We start from the raw sequence: 17900 nt of genomic DNA, 5'->3' as shown, positions 1-17900 counted from the left end.
AAGAAAAGAATTAGAACGTTAAAAAAAAGCTGGACCACGAATCGTAGTTTTTCATTTGAATCAGTTGCATTTCTTTTTTAGCTACTGTATACTGTTTAAGGCGTGAGTTTTTCACGTCAATCCCACATCTTGTTCCATCTGCGAAGCGGTGCTGATCGATTCAGTTCTTCAAGGAGTAAAAGAGCAAGAGAGGAAAACAAAAAAACCAAATTGGAGGAAACACAACATGGCAGTAATCTCAATGAAACAATTACTAGAAGCCGGCGTACACTTTGGTCACCAAACTCGTCGCTGGAACCCAAAAATGAAGAAATATATCTTCACAGAAAGAAACGGCATCTACATCATTGATTTGCAAAAAACAGTGAAATTAGTAGACGCAGCTTACGACTACATGAAAAATGTTGCTGAAGAAGGCGGCGTTGCATTGTTCGTAGGTACTAAAAAACAAGCACAAGAAGCAATCAAAGAAGAAGCAATCCGTTCAGGTCAATACTATGTTAACCATCGTTGGTTAGGTGGAACTTTGACAAACTGGGAAACAATCCAAAAACGTGTTGCTCGTTTGAAACAAATCAACAAAATGGAAGAAGATGGCACATTTGCTGTTCTTCCTAAAAAAGAAGTCGTTGGCTTGAACAAAGAGCGCGAACGTCTTGAAAAATTCTTAGGCGGTATCGCTGATATGCCAAGAATTCCAGATGTAATGTACGTTGTTGACCCACGTAAAGAACGTATCGCGATCCAAGAAGCACGCAAATTAAATATCCCGATCGTAGCGATGGTCGATACAAACTGTGATCCAGACGAAATCGATGTTGTTATCCCATCAAATGATGACGCTATTCGTGCCGTTAAATTGATCACTGCGAAAATGGCAGATGCTTTCATCGAAGGTAACCAAGGCGAAGACCAAGTAGCAGAAGAAGATTTTGCTGCTGAATCAACAGAAAACGCAACTTCAATCGAAGAAATCGTTGATGTTGTCGAAGGCGACAACGCATCAGCTGAATAATAAATGATGGAGCTGTTTCAAAGGCTAGGCGCCAAGCCTCACTCTCCTTTGAAACAGCTTTTTTTAAAGACAAGCAATCTTGTTTAAAAACATTTAGGAGGAAACAAAAAATGGCAGAAGTAACAGCTAAATTAGTAAAAGAATTACGCGATATGACTGGTGTAGGAATGATGGACGCAAAACGTGCATTAGTTGAAGTAGAAGGCGACATCGAAAAAGCCGTAGACTTATTACGTGAAAAAGGTATGGCAAAAGCTGCGAAGAAAAACGACCGTATTGCTGCTGAAGGTTTAGCATCTGTGGCGATCAACGGCAACACAGCAGCAATCGTTGAAGTGAACTCAGAAACTGACTTCGTTTCTAAAAACGAAATGTTCCAAGACTTAGTAAAAGAAATCGCTGAAGTAATCGCAGCAAACAAACCAGCTGATATGGATGCTGCTTTAAAATTAGAAACTTCTAAAGGCACAATGGATGCTGCGTTGATCGAAGCAACACAAGTAATCGGAGAAAAAATCAGCTTCCGTCGTTTTGAAGTTGTTGAAAAAGATGACAATGCTGCTTTCGGCGGTTACCTACACATGGGCGGACGTATTGCTGTATTGACTGTTCTTGAAGGAACAACTGACGAATCAGTTGCGAAAGATGTTGCAATGCACGTTGCAGCGATCAACCCTCGCTACGTGAACGAAGCACAAATCTCTCAAGAAGAATTGGATCATGAAAAACAAGTCTTGACAGAACAAGCATTGAACGAAGGCAAACCAGCGAACATCGTTGAAAAAATGGTTGAAGGACGCTTGAAGAAATTTAAAGCAGAAATCGCTTTGGTTGACCAACCATTCGTTAAAGACCCAGATATGACAGTTGAAAAATATGTTGCATCAAAAGGCGCAACTGTGAAATCTTTTGTCCGCTTTGAAGTCGGCGAAGGTATCGAAAAACGCGAAGACAACTTCGTTGAAGAAGTAATGAGCCAAGTGAAAAAATAATTCTGTTCCTCGAACAGATGGGAACGCATGGAAGTGCGCTCCCTTTTTTTAAGCAAAAACGGTTTTTGAAGAAATAGTGTAGATAATTTTCAACGAAAGAGCACCAATATGCTACAATAGAATTGGAGAATGTACGGAGGAATCATGATGGGCAAACCAAAATATCAACGTGTTGTATTAAAATTAAGTGGTGAAGCATTAGCGGGTGACGAAGGCTTTGGGATCAAACCACCGACGATCCAAGAGATCGTTAAAGAGATCAAGGAAGTCCACGAATTAGGCGTACAGATGGCGATCGTGGTCGGCGGCGGAAACATTTGGCGTGGACAAATCGGCGCGCAAATGGGGATGGAAAGAGCACAAGCTGATTACATGGGCATGTTAGCGACTGTGATGAATGCTTTAGCATTACAAGACACACTAGAAAACGCTGGTGTACCAACGCGTGTCCAAACTTCGATCGAAATGCGTCAAATCGCAGAGCCTTATATTCGTCGCAGAGCAGAACGTCACTTAGAAAAAGGGCGGGTCGTCATTTTTGCAGGCGGAACCGGCAACCCTTATTTCTCAACTGATACGACCGCAGCCTTACGGGCAGCTGAAATCAACGCTGATGTCATTTTGATGGCGAAAAACAATGTTGATGGCGTCTACTCAGCAGATCCTAAAACGGACCAAAGTGCTGTGAAATTTGAAGAATTGACCCATTTAGAAGTCATTTCTAAAGGATTGCAAGTAATGGATTCAACCGCAAGTTCATTAAGTATGGACAACGATATTCCATTAGTCGTATTCAACTTGAATGAGCATGGAAACATTCGCCGCGCCATTTTAGGTGAACATATTGGAACGACAGTAAGGGGGAAATAACATGGCTGACAAAATTTTAACAGAAGCAAAAGACAAAATGAAAAAAGCAGCAGAAAACTTGCAGCGGGAATTAGGACAAATCCGTGCTGGCCGCGCGAATGCGAGCATCTTAGACCGCGTAATGGTTACTTACTATGGTGTACCAACACCCTTGAACCAAATGGCTTCAATTACGATTCCAGAAGCAAGAATTTTGATGATCACACCTTTTGACAAAACAATGATCCAAGAAGTAGAAAAAGCTATCATGCAAAGTGATATTGGTATCACGCCTGCCAATGACGGAACAGTCATTCGTTTGGTGATTCCTCAATTAACGGAAGAACGTCGTAAAGAATTAGCCAAAGACGTGAAAAAAGAAGCTGAAAATGCGAAAATCGCGGTCCGTAACATTCGCCGTGATGCGATGGAAGCTTACAAGAAACAAGAAAAAGCTGGCGATATCACAGAAGATGATTTGCGTGAATCTGAAAAAGAAGTGCAAACTGCTACAGATAACAGCATCAAAGAAATCGATGCGATCGCAGCTGAAAAAGAGCAAGAGCTACTTGAGGTTTAAAAGGAATGACGAAGAGTCGCTTCAGCGGCTCTTTTTTTATGGTCGAAAGTGCCGTATGTACTTGAATATCACGACTGTTTTTTTGTTTTTTCTTAATATGGAAATCTTTTCTTGGTTTTCATAGGCAAGAAATCTGATTATTGTTATAATGTAAAAGATGAATTTCAAGAATTGGAAGAGGAGCGAATACGATGCTGCGTTTTTTTCCACAAAAAGACAAATATATCAAAGAAGCGGCTGAACATGAATTTGATCCATCACTGCCGATTCCCCAACACATCGCGATCATTATGGATGGCAATGGCAGATGGGCGCAAAACCGGCGCTTGCCAAGAGTAGCTGGTCACAAAGAAGGCATGGAGACGGTAAAAAAGATCACGAAACATGCTTCACACCTTGGTGTGAAAGTATTGACTCTTTATGCGTTTTCAACAGAGAATTGGAAACGGCCAAACGAAGAAGTGGACTTTTTGATGCAACTGCCCGTCGACTTTTTCGACACGTTTGTTCCTGAGCTGATCAAAGAAAATGTTCAAGTCAAAGTGATGGGGTTCACGGAATCTTTACCCGAACACACACAAGAAGCGGTCAAGCGAGCGATTGACCAAACCAAAGATAATACTGGGATGATCTTGAATTTTGCTTTAAATTACGGCAGCCGCGCAGAAATTTTGACTGCGGTCCAAGCCCTTTATGAAGAGCTTGCAGCTTCGGAGGAAGCCCTGCCCAAGCTCACGGAAGACATGCTGGCGACACATTTGATGACTGGTTTTTTGCCAAACGCGTTACGTGATCCTGAATTGGTGATTCGCACGAGTGGCGAAGAACGTATCAGCAACTTCTTGTTATGGCAGATTGCTTACAGCGAATTATTCTTTACGAAAGCGCTCTGGCCTGATTTCGATGCTGCTTTACTAGAAGATGCGATCGGGAGCTTTCAACAACGAAACCGGCGTTTTGGCGGTTTGAAAACGAAGGAGGAAGAAGAGTGAGACAACGTGTAATCACTGCGGTCGTCGCATTAGCCTTTTTCCTGCCAATTATTTACGTTGGCGGCATTGCCGTCGAATTGCTGGCAGCAGCGATGGCAGGGATTGGTGTTTATGAATTATTTCGGATGAAAGGACTAGCTGTTTTCAGTTTTGAAGGAATTCTTTCAATCATCGGTGCGGTGATTTTAGTTTTACCTCAAGAACGCTGGTTTTTCTTTTTGCCAGAGGGCACAGATAAAAGTGCCTTGTATTATGTAATCGTCCTTTTATTACTAGGGATCGCGGTTATTTCTAAAAATACGTATACTATCGATGAAGCTGGTTTTCCAGTGATCGTCAGCTTATATACGGGTGTCGGGTTTGAACGTTTCTTGACGGCACGTTCAGCAACAGATGGCTTAGTCGTTTTAGTTTTCGGTCTGTTTATCGTGTGGGCAACGGATATTGGGGCTTACATGGTGGGACGGCGTTACGGACAACGAAAATTATGGCCAGAGATTTCCCCTAATAAAACGATCGAAGGGGCCCTAGGCGGGATTGCTGCTGCGGTGGTCGTAGCCGGTCTGTATCTGCTAGCATTTCCAGGGAAAGATTATTTTGGACATGGTAGTGCCATCATGATCTTATTGACGGTCCTCTTTTCGATCGCTGGTCAATTCGGGGATTTAGTGGAATCGGCAATTAAACGTCATTATGGCGTGAAGGATTCAGGCAATCTTTTGCCAGGACATGGCGGGATCTTGGATCGCTTCGATAGCATGCTGTTTGTGTTTCCAATCATGTATTTATTCGGTGTTTTTTAGAAATTATTTAGAAGTGCAGGCTTGGCTTGCGCTTCTTTTTTTAAATTCTTGTTACAACGGGAATGTGAGTTCCTCAACGGGAATCGGTGTGATAAAATAAGGAAAGGCTGCCCTGAATGAGAGGGATGCTGTGAAAGAGAGGAACGAGCATGAAAACGATACTTGTATTTATCATTATCTTTTCCGTAGTGGTAGTGATTCACGAGTTTGGACACTACTTCTTTGCAAAACGGGCAGGTATTTTAGTAAGAGAGTTTGCCATCGGTATGGGGCCTAAATTGTTCGCGCATCAAGCGAAAGATGGGACGACCTACACGATTCGGATGCTGCCATTAGGCGGGTATGTCCAAATGGCGGGCTGGGGTGAAGATGAAACAGAATTAACACCAGGTATGCCAGTCTCCTTGGTTCAAGATGCAACTGGCAAAGTTATCAAAATCAATACGAGCAAAAAGATCCAATTGCCGCAAGCGATCCCTATGGAAGTGACCGACTTTGACTTGGAGGAGAAGTTGACGATCACAGGGTTCATCAATGGCAATGAACAAGAAGCGATTACGTACGCTGTGGATCATGATGCAACGATCATCCATGAAGATGGCGTTGAAGTTCGGATCGCACCTAAAGACGTTCAATTCCAGTCCGCAAAGCTTTGGCAGCGAATGCTGACGAATTTTGCTGGACCGATGAACAACTTTATTTTATCCTTGGTCTTATTCACTGGGTTGGTGTTTGCACAAGGTGGTGTTGCGAATCAAGATGCAACCATCGTGACAGGAATCGAAGCAGGAACACCGGCAGCTGAAGCAGGGCTGCAAAATGGCGATGAAATCTTAGCTGTCGAAGGTGTCGATGTTTCTAACTGGTCAGAATTAACGACTGAGATCCAAAAGTACCCAGATACTCAGATTGCTCTAGCAGTCAAACGAGGATCAGAAACACTTGATTTGACGGCAACTCCTGCGAGTCAAGAATCAGGGGAGACCACGATTGGTTTCTTAGGGATCACCGCTTCCTTAAAAACTGGGATCGGAGATATCTTACTGGGCGGCTTGCAAACGACCATTGACAATTCACTGGTGATTTTTAGAGCAGTCGGCAACTTGATTGCCCAACCAGATATCAATAAATTGGGTGGACCGGTAGCGATTTTCCAACTGTCTTCTCAAGCTGCATCGCAAGGGGTAACAACGGTGATCGCGATGATGGCGATGATTTCTATCAACTTGGGGATCTTTAATTTATTACCGATTCCTGGATTGGATGGCGGTAAGCTGGTTTTAAATATTTTAGAAGGTTTGCGAGGCAAGCCAATCAGCCAAGAAAAAGAAGGCATCATTACTCTGATTGGGTTTGGGTTTTTGATGCTGCTGATGGTTCTCGTTACCTGGAATGATATCCAACGTTTCTTCTTTTAAAAATAAGACGCACAAGCAAATCAATTGTTGATCGGGTGAACATGATTTTTTGTAGCAAAGGAGAAAAAAATGAAACAGTCAAAATGTTTGATTCCGACATTGCGGGAAACCCCCAGCGATGCGGAGACGTTAAGTCATCAACTGTTAGTTAGGGCAGGGTATATTCGACAAGTGGCGGCAGGCATTTATGTTTACTTGCCGCTAGCACAAAGGGTGTTAGAAAAGATCAAGCGGGTCATCCGTGAAGAATTGGCACAAATCGATGCCGTAGAGATGGCGATGCCTTCTTTGCTTCCGTATGAGCCATGGAAGGAGTCAGGACGTGCCTCATTGTATGGTGAATCCTTGTATCGATTAACAGATCGAAACGAACGAGAGATCGTTTTAGGACCTACTCATGAAGAGCCGTTTACGACATTGATCAAAAACGAGATCACGTCTTATAAACGGCTGCCATTGAGCTTGTATCAGATCCAAACGAAATATCGGGACGAACAGCGGCCGCGCTTTGGATTGATCCGCAGCCGCGAATTTATCATGCAAGATGGCTATTCCTTTCATGCCGATGAAGCCAGCTTAGATCAAACCTATAATCGTTACGAAATGGCTTATCATGCAATATTGAAACGCTGTGGGATCGAGTATCGGGCAGTGGTCGGGGACAATGGCTTGATGGGTGGCAGAGATTCGAAAGAATTTTTGGCATTGTCGGGGATCGGCGAAGAGCTGATCTGCTACTCGACCGAAAGCGATTATGTCGCCAATTGGAAATTAGCAACCAGTCAATACATCGCCAAAAAATCTCACGAGACCTATTTAGAATTACAAAAAGTTGTTCAGGATGAGCCTTTAACGTTAGAGGAGCTGGCGCAGGCATACGAAACAGACTTGCAAAAAATCGTTCAAGTATCTTTATTACTCGTTGACGAGCAAGTCATTATGGTGTTATTACGAGGCGATCACAGCCTCAATGAAACAAAGGTCAAGCATTACTTAGCCGCTGATCAAGTGAAGGTGCTGACTGTTGAGGAAGCGGAGTCTTATCTGACGAGTGAGACGCAGCTGCGCAGTCCCATTGCGCTTGCTGATTCGATCCAGTTGTACGCCGATCAGCATGTCCAAGATATGGCGAATCTGATCGTTCCAGCGGCAGAAAAACAAAGCTATTATCTCAATGCGAATGTGGGGCGTGATTTTCAACCATTAGCCTTTGCCGATTTTCGCTTGGTTCAAGAAGGTGATCCTTCCCCAGATGGAAAAGGAACCTTAACCTTTACGCGAGGAATCGAAGTTGGGCATATCTTCAAGTTAGGAACCAAGTACAGTGAGGCGCAAGAAGCGACGGTTGTCGATGAAAACGGCGATGAGCAGCCAATCATCATGGGCTGTTATGGGCTGGGGGTTTCTCGGCTGCTTTCAACGATCGTCGAACAATACGGCAATGAATTTGGGATCGATTGGCCCCAAGAAATTGCCCCATTTGATGTGCATATCATTCAAACGTCGATTGAAGATAGCTATCAAAATGCCTTAAGTGAAGAAGTAGAAGAAATGATGAACCAAGTCGGCTATCAAGTGCTGGTAGATGACCGCAATGAACGTGCAGGGGTCAAATTTGCAGATGCCGATTTGATTGGCTGTCCGATTCGCTTGACTATCGGTAAAAAAGCCGTAGAAGGCATCGTGGAGATCAAAATCAAGCATACTGGTGCGACCGTTGAAGTGAGAAAAGAAGAAGTCGCTTCGACCTTGACGATTTTGTTAGCCAATCAGGAATAAACAGGAACGAACAAGAATGAATAACAGATCGAGAGAGGAAATCCTTTCTCGATTTTTTAATGAAAATGAGGGCAAAAAGAGGTATACTAGTGAGTACTGAGAAAAGGAGGATCTTCAATTGTCAAAAGAAAGAGAGACCTTTGAGATATTATTAGACCAAATTGCAGCTGCCCCAAATCTTCGGCAGCATCCGTTGATGCAGACTGCCCAAATCAAACAAGTGACCGTGCATCGACAATCAAAAGCGTGGACGTTTTATTTCCAATTTGAACGTTTATTACCGGTGATGGTGTATCAGTCCTTTAAACAACATATTGAATTGGCGTTTAAAGAGATTGCGGAAGTTCGTATCATCATTGAAGCTCAAGATGGTTCCTTTGATGAGCAATTCATTCAAGAATATTGGCCATTAGCGTTAGCCAATCAAAATTGTGATCGACCACTGGTTCATCAAGTGATCAAAAACCAAATGCCTGTGCTGCAAGAGAACAAAGTGATTTTGCCAGTCAACAATGATGCGGTCATCACGATTTTGCAGCAGCAGTACTTGCCGATCATTGAGGAAAATTATAGTACCTTCGGCTTTCAAAAATTTCGGATCTTGCCGCAGCTAGACCAAGAGCAAGCGGAGGCGGCCTTAAAAGAACTTGAAGCACGCAAGGAAGAGCAAACAGCAGCGTTCCAACAACAAGCTGCTGAGAACTTAATGGCGCACGAGCAACGCAAAAAAGAAGTCAAAACAGTCGAATTTGACGGACCAATCGCCTTGGGACGTAATATTCCTGCCGATGAACCTGTGACACCGATGATCAATATCATCGAGGAAGAACGCCGAGTTACGATCCAAGGGTATGTCTTTGATAAAGAAGTCCGCGAATTGCGTTCAAAACGGAAGATTTTGATTTTGAAAATCACCGACTATACGTCATCGTTTAGTGTGAAAAAATTCTCCAACAATGAAAAAGATGAACAAGTTTTTGATGCCATCGCCAAAGGTAGTTGGGTCAAAGTACGCGGTAGCGTCCAAGAAGATACCTTCATGCGAGATCTCGTTATGAATGCGCAAGATTTGCTGGAAGTCAAACACGAAGCCCGCAAAGACTATGCACCTGAAGGCGAGAAACGGGTCGAACTCCACCTGCATTCCAATATGAGTACGATGGATGCCACCAACAACGTGGCGGATTTTGTCGCTCAAGCAGGCAAATGGGGCCATAAGGCGATTGCGATCACCGATCATGGTGGCGCACAAGGGTTTCCTGATGCCCATCATGCAGGAGAAAAGGCTGGTGTTAAAATTCTTTACGGTGTGGAAGCCAATATCGTGGATGACGGCGTAGCGGTTGCCTACAATCCTCAGCCTGTTCCACTGACCGATGCTACTTATATCGTGTTTGACGTGGAGACCACTGGGTTGTCTGCAGTATACGACACCATTATTGAGTTGGCTGCTGTGCGGATGCATAAAGGCAACGTGGAGGCATCCTTTGATGAATTTATCGATCCCGGTCATCCGTTATCGCGAACGACCGTAGAACTGACGGGAATCACCGATGAAATGGTTCGCGGGTCAAAATCAGAAGAAGAAGTCTTACGTTTGTTTCGTGAGTTTTCTGAAGGAGCCATTTTAGTTGCCCACAATGCGTCATTTGATATGGGCTTCTTAAATACCAGTTATCGAAAATACGGTATTCCAGAAGCGGAAAATCCGGTCATTGATACATTGGAACTCGCTCGTTATTTGTATCCAGAGTTTAAGCGATTCGGTTTAGGTGTCCTTTCCAAAAAATTCGGCGTCAGCTTAGAACAACATCACCGAGCGATCTACGATGCCGAGGCAACCGGTCATTTAGCATGGATCTTTGTCAAAGAAGCGATGGAAAAACATGACATGCTACTGCACGAAGAGTTGAACCGACACGTGGGGGGTGAGAACTCCTATAAAGCAGCTCGGCCTTTCCATGCCACGATTTTAGCCCGAACACAGGCGGGATTGAAGAATTTATTCAAGCTAATCTCGATGTCGAATGTGAAGTACTTCCATGATAAAGTTCCGCGGATCCCGCGCTCAGAATTGGTGAAATTGCGGGAAGGATTGTTAGTCGGAACCGCTTGTGATAAAGGAGAAGTCTTTGTCGCAATGATGCAAAAAGGGGTCGATGCAGCACGAGAACTTGCCAAGTTTTATGACTATATCGAAGTCATGCCCAAAGCAGTTTATGCCCATCTTCTGGAAACGGAGCTCGTGAAAAGCGAAAAAGACCTAGAAGACATCATTCGGAATCTGGTAAAGATGGGGGAAGAGTTAGGGAAAATCGTTGTGGCTACTGGGAATGCCCATTACCTGAACGAAGAAGATGCCATTTATCGTAAGGTCTTGATCAATTCGATGGGGGGCGCCAATCCCTTGAATCGACATAGTTTACCGGATGTACATTTCCGAACAACCGATGAGATGCTGACCGCTTTTCAGTTTTTAGGTCCAGAAGTAGCGAAAGAAATTGTAGTGACGAACCCGAATAAAATCGCTGATCTCTGTGAAAAAGTCATTCCGGTAAAAGATGATCTGTATACACCAAAGATTCCCGGATCTGAACAAGAGATCACCGACTTGAGTTACAACCGTGCCAAAGAGCTATACGGTGATCCATTACCAGAAATTGTGGAAAAACGTTTGAAAAAAGAGCTTGATTCGATCATTGGGAATGGGTTTTCCGTGATCTATTTGATCTCACAAAAACTGGTTCATAAAAGCAATGAAGACGGCTACTTAGTAGGGTCGCGGGGATCAGTCGGTTCTAGTTTTGTCGCAACTATGACCGGGATCACTGAGGTCAATCCATTAGCTCCTCATTATTATTGTCCCGATTGCCAGTATTCTGAGTTTTATGAAGACGGCTCGTATGGTTCTGGTTATGATATGCCAGAGAAAAAGTGTCCAAAATGCGGCACTCGTCTGAACAAAGATGGCCATGATATTCCTTTTGAAACATTTCTTGGCTTCCATGGCGACAAAGTCCCCGATATCGATTTGAACTTCTCAGGGGAATATCAGCCAGAAGCCCATAACTATACGAAAGTACTCTTCGGTGAAGAATACGTCTATCGTGCAGGAACGATCGGTACCGTAGCCGATAAAACAGCCTTTGGTTTCGTAAAAGGCTTTGAGCGCGATCATAATCTTCATTATCGAGCAGCCGAAGTCGATCGCCTGGCAAAAGGCGCCACTGGCGTCAAACGGACGACTGGTCAGCACCCGGGGGGGATTATCGTTATTCCCGACTATATGGATGTTTATGATTTCACCCCGATCCAATACCCAGCGGATGATCAAAATGCGGAGTGGAAAACGACCCACTTTGATTTCCATTCGATTCATGACAATATCTTGAAGCTGGATATCCTCGGACACGATGATCCGACAGTCATTCGGATGCTGCAGGATCTATCAGGTATCGATCCTAAAACGATCCCTACCGATGATCCAGAAGTGATGCGTATTTTTGGCGGCACGGATGTGTTAGGCGTGACCGAAGATCAGATTTATTCGAAAACCGGCACATTAGGCATCCCAGAATTTGGTACCCGCTTTGTGCGGGGGATGCTGGATCAAACCCATCCATCGACCTTTGCTGAACTCCTGCAGATCTCTGGTCTTTCCCATGGTACCGATGTATGGTTGGGCAATGCGGAAGAATTGATCCGTCGCGGAGATGCCAGCCTAGCGGAAGTAATCGGCTGTCGGGATGATATCATGGTGTATTTGATCCATGCTGGTTTAGATGACGGGATGGCCTTTAAAATCATGGAGACGGTCCGTAAAGGACAATGGAACAAGATCCCTGACGACTTGCGGGATACTTACTTGCAAGCGATGCGGGAGAACAATGTCCCAGAATGGTATATCGATTCTTGTTCGAAGATCAAGTACATGTTCCCGAAAGCCCATGCGGCGGCGTATGTCTTGATGGCGTTGCGGGTGGCTTACTTTAAAGTGTACTTCCCAATTCTCTATTACTGTGCTTATTTCTCTGTCCGAGCAGATGACTTTGATTTGATTGCTATGTCAAAAGGAAAAGATGCCGTAAAAGAACGGATGCAAGAAATCAATGACAAGGGAATGGATGCGTCAACGAAAGAAAAAAATCTGTTGACGGTTCTAGAATTAGCCAATGAAATGCTGGAGCGCGGCTATGAATTCGGGATGATCGATCTGTATAAATCCGATGCAGAAAATTTCGTGATCGATGGGAAAAAATTGATCGCACCGTTCCGAGCAGTACCGAGTTTAGGGCTGAACGTAGCGAAACAAATCGTGGAAGCACGAAAAGATGGTCCCTTCTTATCGAAAGAAGACCTCGCCAATCGCGGGAAAGTTTCTAAGACATTGATTGAATACATGACGGATAACGGTGTTCTAAAAGATCTACCAGATGAAAATCAGTTGTCGTTGTTCGATATGTTGTAAGCCAACGGCTGTTCACATAAAAAAAAAAGCCCATCATTGCAGCATCTAGTATTGTAGTGACCCCAAAAAGTTAGACTTTTATGGAGTGGAGAAATCCACTCCTTTTTTGTACGATAAGATTAACTGTTAGACAGCTGTTTTTACAGCTTCTCGAAACTGAACCGGACTTCGCCAATTTAATTTCTTTTTGATGCGTTTATGGTTGTAATAATAGATATATTGGTCAATTTTTGTTTTCAATTCATCTAAACTCCGATAGACTTCTCCATGAAAAATCTCTTGTTTTAATAAACCAAAGAAGTTTTCCATAGGTGAGTTATCTAAACAATTCCCTTTACGAGACATACTCTGGAAGATTTTATGCTGCTTCAATTTATTCTTATAAGCATTCATTTGATAGGCCCATCCTTGATCTGAATGGAAGGTTCTACGAAATGGACAATCATTTGTCATCTGGATTGCTTCTTCTAATCCTTCCATTATGGCTAGTGCGTTTGGTTTTTCAGAAATCCGATAAGATAGAATTTCACTATTGTAGAAATCCATGAAAGGATCTAAATACAGCTTTTTCTGACGAACGACACCTGTGGTGTCTACTTCATAATACTTAAACTCTGTGGTATCAGTTGTAATTTTTTGGTGACAGATATTTGTATAAAACCGACGATGAATACGATTTTTGGCGACAGTGCCAACCTTCCCACGATAAGAATTGTACCGTCGAGATTTTCGAGTGTAAGACTTTACTTCGATACCTAGTTTTTTTATCAGACGTTGAATCTTCTTTTTATTGACATGAATCCCTTGATTCTCTAATTCTTTTTTTAGTCGCAGACAGCCATAATCTTTATGCTCTTTGCGAATTTCAAGCATTTTTTCTTCAATTTCTTGGTCTGGGTTTGGTCTGTCAAACCGTTTCTGCCAATACATATAGGTTGCTTTAGGAAATTTCAATGTTTCAAGAAGCTCAACTAGTTTGAATGATCCTCGGAGGCTGGCGATGATTCGTGCGATTGATTCTTGCGTCTTTGCTGGGCTTCCTGTTTTCGCAGCTTCCTCAACTCTTTTAAAAAGGCATTCTCAATTTGAAGGGATCGGACTTGCTTTTCTAATACCTTGATACGATCGCGTTCTTCAGTTGTTGTATTTTCTTTTTTGTTTTCTTTTTTTCTAGTCAAAGTAAGTGGTCGCCCTTTCTCTTTTGAGAGCCCCTCAATACCTGCTTCTCTGAAATTACGCATCCAATTGGCAATAAGCGCAGGGTTGTTCATTTCTAAAGTGCTAGCAACTTCTCGATAGGACATCTCACTTGTTTGATATAACTCTAGCGCATTTAACTTAAATTGAACAGAATATTTCTGATTTTGATGTTTTCTCAATAGACCTTCCTCTCCGTATTCACGATAGGCATTCACCCAATTACTTACTTGAGACTTGCTTGAAATACCGTATTTGTTGGCAAGATACCGATATCCGCCCACGCCACTAAGATATTCTTTAACGATTTTTAGTTTTAATTCAAAAGGATATTTTGCCATACAAATAACGACCCCCAAAAGTTAGATTTTTTGGTCTAACTTTTGGGGGTCGCTTCATATAGCTAGTTTCTGCATGATGGGCTTTTTTTGTCTTGTGTATGAAAGGGGTGAACAAAGAAGGTAACTATTTTTACAGGCTTTAGGCAGTTATCAAGGATGTCACGAAATGTGGCAATCGTCAATGCTTCATTTTCACAACAAAAGAGAAGGGATTTTGTGTTTTAATATAAGAAAAGATCAGAAGGAGGAAAAAATGGTATTCCATCAGATGATAAAAGAAAGAAGAAAATAATTAGGAATGACGCAAGAAGAGTTAGCGAAAGAATTGAATGTCAGTCGCTCAGCGATTTCAAACTGGGAGATTGGAAGAAATTACCCGGATATCACTACATTGATCGAGCTAGCTCAAATGTATCAAGTTTCTTTGGATGAATTGTTTTATGATGATATCGATCTAGTAAATAAATTCGCTGAAGACAACAAGAAGAAAGAGCGCTAAAGAAAGTCAATAAGCTTTTGGTCTTCTTGTTACTTATCGGCGTCAGTTCGATCATCTATTTATTTTTGACGAGGAAACCTGAAATTGTTTTTGCCCACGAAAACGTCGCTAATCATTTCCCGATGACAAATTTCAAAGAAGAGGAAGTAAAGCGAGTAGAGGTAAAAAAGGACAAACTTTATCTCACAGTAGATCATCCACAAAACATCGCCTATTATATCGAATCCAATAAGGATGAATTGCAGGTTAATCTGTATCAAAGTAAGCAATCAAAAATCGACGAACGCATTTCCATTGAAGGACGGATTGAAATCGACCTAAGCAGTCACAATCTGGCGAAAATCAGAAAAATCGTAGTCTATAGTGACAAATCATAAGGGGAGTTACCGCTTGGACAGCGAATCAATCGAACCTTTACCATACAAAGAGAAGAAATATACTCGTTACCGAAAGAAGCGAATGCCTTTGGTAACGAGTATTTTTCGACAAAATTCGTTAACTAGCTAAAAAAAGAAAAAAAGCAAAACAGGCAGATACACCATGTACAGTAAGACGGAATAGCCTAGACAAGAAGTTGCAAATTCTTCATCCCCTTGATAGTTTCGCACAAGAATTGGGACAGAGTTTTGGACGGGCATGGAGGCTTGGATAATAAACACAGAAAGCATCAATTCAGGAACAGGGATGATTCTGCTTAATAGCCATACAACGAGGGGCGAAAGAATGAAGCGACCAAACAGGACACCAGCAATGTCTTTGGTCATTCGCAAGTTCTTGAGCCCGCCAAAGTACACGATGATCCCGATAATAAACATTGATAGAGGCGTCGTTAAATCTGCTAGGTAGCTTCCAAGGCCATCAACAAAGGAGGGCAGTGGGAATGTGAACAGCATCCAGATCAAGCCGATAATGAAACCAATCAAGGCTGGCGAAAAAATCTTTTTTAGCATGACCAATGGATGAAAGGAAATGCGGGCTTCGCCGAAATCGGGGTTATCTTTTGCTAACTCAAAAATACCGATGGTCCAAAATAATGTCGTATTTACGATGTAGTACAACAACACATAGGGAACGGCTTTTTCACCAAAAATGGCTAAATTGATCGGTAAGCCGATGAAGATCGTATTGGAAAAGGTAAACATGGCGGAAAATGCCCCTTGGTGTTTGGTTTCAACTTGCGCGAAACGGCGCCATAAATAACCGGCGAAGTAAGTGATCATCATGGAAAGCAAAGGGATGATCATCCCGGAAACTAATGAGAGAAACTCGTCTTTCGTAAAGTTTTTAATGATCGTCAAAAACATATTGGCGGGTAATGAGACATTTAACACCAGTTTTGAAAACGTATCGGCGGTTCGATTAGAAAACCATTGTTTGTAAGACAACCAATAACCGATAAACATGAGACTGAAAATGACAAAAATATTGATATATGCTTGAAACATGCGCTCACCTCTCATTTACTATAGCGAAAGGCAATAGAAGAAGCAACTGAATCCCATTTGAAAACAACAAAAAACCAAACCGCCCAATGAGCGATTTGGTCAAGAATTACTTCCGTTGCTGCTTGCCAGCGTTACGACCTTTTCCGTTAGGCTTTGTCGTGTTCAACGCTTTTTTGACAGCTTCTGTTTTTTCAGGCGTTACGTCTTTACGAGGCATAACTACCGTTTTAGGCGGATTTGCTTTCATTTCCGCTTCGACTTGGGCACGAATTTTTGGTTTCATGATGACATTCGTGATAAACGTTTGGATACAACTGAAGACCCCACCGACTACCCAATAAAGTGTCACACCAGCTGGTGCACTCATTGACATGAAAACGATCATCAATGGAGAAACGATCAACATGGTTTTCATCGTTTTTTTCTGTTCTTCCGGAATCCCAATGGTTGAGATGTATCCTTGTGCCAAGTAGGAAAGACCAGCAATCGCCACAAAGAGGATGCTTGGGTCACCTAATGATACCCCAAAGAACTCAGAGTTTTGGATTCCTTGTGTGTAACGGGCTGTGAAGTAAAGGGCAGAGAAAATCGGCATCTGAATCAGTAAAGGCAAACAACCGATACCGCCAAACATACTGACGTTGTTTTCAGAATAGATTTTTTGCATCTCCGCTTGCGCTTGCATTTGTTCTTCCCGAGTGGTTGCTTTCTTCAAATTGGCTTGCGCAATATCCACTTGAGGTTTCAGAAACTGCATTTTTTCACTTTGAATCATCGTTTTTCGAGACTGATGGATCCCTAATGGTAAGATAATGACGCGGACAACGATCGTTACGGCGATGATCGCCCAGCCGTAAGACCAGTTGAAGTTTTCAACGAGCATCGTGATCATATCACCTAAAGGTTTCACCAAAAAGCGATAAATCATTCCTGTTTCTTTCGGCGTACCATCAGCATTGGTACTGACACAGCCTGATAATGCTAATAACAGGCCAAATAATCCTGATGAAAGCAGCCATTTATTCATTTTAGACATTCTATTCTTCCTCTTCACAATAAATTTAGACAAAAATAACTATACTAAAAAAGACCGACTATTTCAATGTACAAAGAGAAATTCATTGAAAAATCAATCTTTCGACTTAGAAAACATTCAATTATCAATAATAGACTACATCAAAGCTAGTACGTTCTTTAATGGTATCGTCTGGTTGGATGTCGATTTGGTTCACTTTTCCAGCGGGAGAAGGAGAATCTTTCACTCCGGCAACAAAGGCATCGATGATTTTTTCATCTCCCATCGCTTCAATCGAAACAGAACCATCTGCCTCATTTTTTACAGATCCTGTGACCCCTAATTGATCGGCAAGCATTTTTGTGGTATAACGAAAGCCGACACCTTGGACACGCCCTTGAACATGGATTCGTAGTTTCTTCATGGACAATCCCTCCTCTGCTTTATATGATAGCGTTTTTTCAGTAAAAGAACAAGTTAGATCGATTGACTCATGCTATAATGAAT

Annotated in this window: 16 protein-coding genes; 11 read left to right on the top strand and 5 right to left on the bottom strand. The window is 42.5% G+C overall.

Translation table 11 applies throughout. The features are described from left to right. The first annotated feature begins 226 nt into the window (after positions 1 to 226). From rpsB to IGI76_RS11005, 9 genes are all read left to right on the top strand, one after another. A complete protein-coding gene (rpsB, locus tag IGI76_RS11045; RefSeq protein ID WP_005229426.1) occupies positions 227 to 1015 on the top strand; it encodes a 30S ribosomal protein S2 in 789 nt (262 codons plus the stop codon). A gap of 110 nt (positions 1016 to 1125) precedes the next feature. After that, positions 1126 to 2007: a translation elongation factor Ts gene (gene tsf / locus IGI76_RS11040; RefSeq protein WP_005229432.1), complete on the top strand. Its 882-nt coding sequence runs from the start codon at positions 1126 to 1128 to the stop codon at positions 2005 to 2007. Between the two features lie 147 nt (positions 2008 to 2154). Continuing rightward, positions 2155 to 2877: a UMP kinase gene (gene pyrH / locus IGI76_RS11035; protein ID WP_005229433.1), complete on the top strand. Its 723-nt coding sequence runs from the start codon at positions 2155 to 2157 to the stop codon at positions 2875 to 2877. Between the two features lies 1 nt (position 2878). Next, positions 2879 to 3436 (top strand): ribosome recycling factor, encoded by a 558-nt coding sequence (gene frr / locus IGI76_RS11030; RefSeq protein WP_005229434.1) that lies wholly within the window; start codon positions 2879 to 2881, stop codon positions 3434 to 3436. 191 nt (positions 3437 to 3627) lie between these two features. Then, the gene (locus tag IGI76_RS11025) at positions 3628 to 4428 is read left to right on the top strand and encodes an isoprenyl transferase (RefSeq protein WP_015510051.1); all 801 of its coding nucleotides are present in this window, start codon (positions 3628 to 3630) and stop codon (positions 4426 to 4428) included. Then, positions 4425 to 5231, top strand: a complete 807-nt coding sequence (locus IGI76_RS11020; RefSeq protein WP_010749318.1) for a phosphatidate cytidylyltransferase — start codon at positions 4425 to 4427, stop codon at positions 5229 to 5231. Before IGI76_RS11025 ends, IGI76_RS11020 begins: the two co-directional genes overlap by 4 nt. 149 nt (positions 5232 to 5380) lie before the next feature. Further along, positions 5381 to 6649, top strand: a complete 1269-nt coding sequence (gene rseP / locus IGI76_RS11015) for an RIP metalloprotease RseP (RefSeq protein ID WP_005229437.1) — start codon at positions 5381 to 5383, stop codon at positions 6647 to 6649. Between the two features lie 69 nt (positions 6650 to 6718). Continuing rightward, the gene (locus IGI76_RS11010) at positions 6719 to 8428 is read left to right on the top strand and encodes a proline--tRNA ligase (protein WP_005229438.1); all 1710 of its coding nucleotides are present in this window, start codon (positions 6719 to 6721) and stop codon (positions 8426 to 8428) included. A 118-nt stretch (positions 8429 to 8546) separates the two neighbouring features. Next, complete coding sequence (locus IGI76_RS11005) at positions 8547 to 12896, top strand: PolC-type DNA polymerase III (RefSeq protein ID WP_231435235.1); 4350 nt, start codon at positions 8547 to 8549, stop codon at positions 12894 to 12896. 126 nt (positions 12897 to 13022) lie between these two features. Here IGI76_RS11005 and IGI76_RS11000 read toward each other — a convergent pair whose 3' ends face one another. Together IGI76_RS11000 and IGI76_RS10995 are read right to left on the bottom strand one after the other, a co-directional pair. After that, positions 13023 to 13898 (bottom strand): IS3 family transposase, encoded by an 876-nt coding sequence (locus IGI76_RS11000; RefSeq protein WP_317726542.1) that lies wholly within the window; start codon positions 13896 to 13898, stop codon positions 13023 to 13025. Continuing rightward, positions 13868 to 14434: a transposase gene (locus IGI76_RS10995; protein WP_438781542.1), complete on the bottom strand. Its 567-nt coding sequence runs from the start codon at positions 14432 to 14434 to the stop codon at positions 13868 to 13870. The genes IGI76_RS11000 and IGI76_RS10995 overlap by 31 nt, the downstream gene beginning before the upstream one ends. A gap of 298 nt (positions 14435 to 14732) precedes the next feature. On the opposite strand from IGI76_RS10995, the gene IGI76_RS10990 reads away from it, so the two are divergent. Continuing rightward, a complete protein-coding gene (locus IGI76_RS10990; RefSeq protein ID WP_231435407.1) occupies positions 14733 to 14933 on the top strand; it encodes a helix-turn-helix transcriptional regulator in 201 nt (66 codons plus the stop codon). Positions 14934 to 15055: 122 nt separating this feature from the next. Further along, positions 15056 to 15310, top strand: coding sequence for a hypothetical protein (locus IGI76_RS10985; protein WP_412045836.1), 255 nt, complete (start codon positions 15056 to 15058; stop codon positions 15308 to 15310). A 126-nt stretch (positions 15311 to 15436) separates the two neighbouring features. On the opposite strand, the gene IGI76_RS10980 is transcribed toward IGI76_RS10985, so the two are convergent. The 3 genes from IGI76_RS10980 to IGI76_RS10970 form a co-directional block, all read right to left on the bottom strand. Beyond that, positions 15437 to 16378, bottom strand: a complete 942-nt coding sequence (locus IGI76_RS10980) for an AEC family transporter (protein ID WP_123834134.1) — start codon at positions 16376 to 16378, stop codon at positions 15437 to 15439. A gap of 106 nt (positions 16379 to 16484) precedes the next feature. Next, positions 16485 to 17414: a membrane protein insertase YidC gene (gene yidC, locus IGI76_RS10975; protein ID WP_231435405.1), complete on the bottom strand. Its 930-nt coding sequence runs from the start codon at positions 17412 to 17414 to the stop codon at positions 16485 to 16487. A 124-nt stretch (positions 17415 to 17538) separates the two neighbouring features. After that, positions 17539 to 17817, bottom strand: a complete 279-nt coding sequence (locus tag IGI76_RS10970) for an acylphosphatase (protein ID WP_005236969.1) — start codon at positions 17815 to 17817, stop codon at positions 17539 to 17541. Between the last annotated feature and the right edge of the window lie 83 nt (positions 17818 to 17900).

Source organism: Enterococcus sp. DIV2449a (assembly GCF_051711225.1).
GTDB lineage: Bacteria > Bacillota > Bacilli > Lactobacillales > Enterococcaceae > Enterococcus_D > Enterococcus_D casseliflavus.
This window is presented reverse-complemented; position numbering and strand designations above follow the sequence as displayed.

Excerpts from the sequence above, each read along its gene's own strand:
- rpsB (WP_005229426.1), top strand. The coding sequence starts at position 227 with ATGGCAGTAATCTCAATGAAACAATTACTAGAAGCCGGCGTACACTTT.
- tsf (WP_005229432.1), top strand. The coding sequence starts at position 1,126 with ATGGCAGAAGTAACAGCTAAATTAGTAAAAGAATTACGCGATATGACT.
- pyrH (WP_005229433.1), top strand. The coding sequence starts at position 2,155 with ATGGGCAAACCAAAATATCAACGTGTTGTATTAAAATTAAGTGGTGAA.
- frr (WP_005229434.1), top strand. The coding sequence starts at position 2,879 with ATGGCTGACAAAATTTTAACAGAAGCAAAAGACAAAATGAAAAAAGCA.
- IGI76_RS11025 (WP_015510051.1), top strand. The coding sequence starts at position 3,628 with ATGCTGCGTTTTTTTCCACAAAAAGACAAATATATCAAAGAAGCGGCT.
- rseP (WP_005229437.1), top strand. The coding sequence starts at position 5,381 with ATGAAAACGATACTTGTATTTATCATTATCTTTTCCGTAGTGGTAGTG.
- IGI76_RS11010 (WP_005229438.1), top strand. The coding sequence starts at position 6,719 with ATGAAACAGTCAAAATGTTTGATTCCGACATTGCGGGAAACCCCCAGC.
- IGI76_RS10995 (WP_438781542.1), bottom strand. The coding sequence starts at position 14,434 with ATGGCAAAATATCCTTTTGAATTAAAACTAAAAATCGTTAAAGAATAT.
- IGI76_RS10990 (WP_231435407.1), top strand. The coding sequence starts at position 14,733 with ATGACGCAAGAAGAGTTAGCGAAAGAATTGAATGTCAGTCGCTCAGCG.
- IGI76_RS10985 (WP_412045836.1), top strand. The coding sequence starts at position 15,056 with ATGACAAATTTCAAAGAAGAGGAAGTAAAGCGAGTAGAGGTAAAAAAG.
- IGI76_RS10980 (WP_123834134.1), bottom strand. The coding sequence starts at position 16,378 with ATGTTTCAAGCATATATCAATATTTTTGTCATTTTCAGTCTCATGTTT.
- yidC (WP_231435405.1), bottom strand. The coding sequence starts at position 17,414 with ATGTCTAAAATGAATAAATGGCTGCTTTCATCAGGATTATTTGGCCTG.
- IGI76_RS10970 (WP_005236969.1), bottom strand. The coding sequence starts at position 17,817 with ATGAAGAAACTACGAATCCATGTTCAAGGGCGTGTCCAAGGTGTCGGC.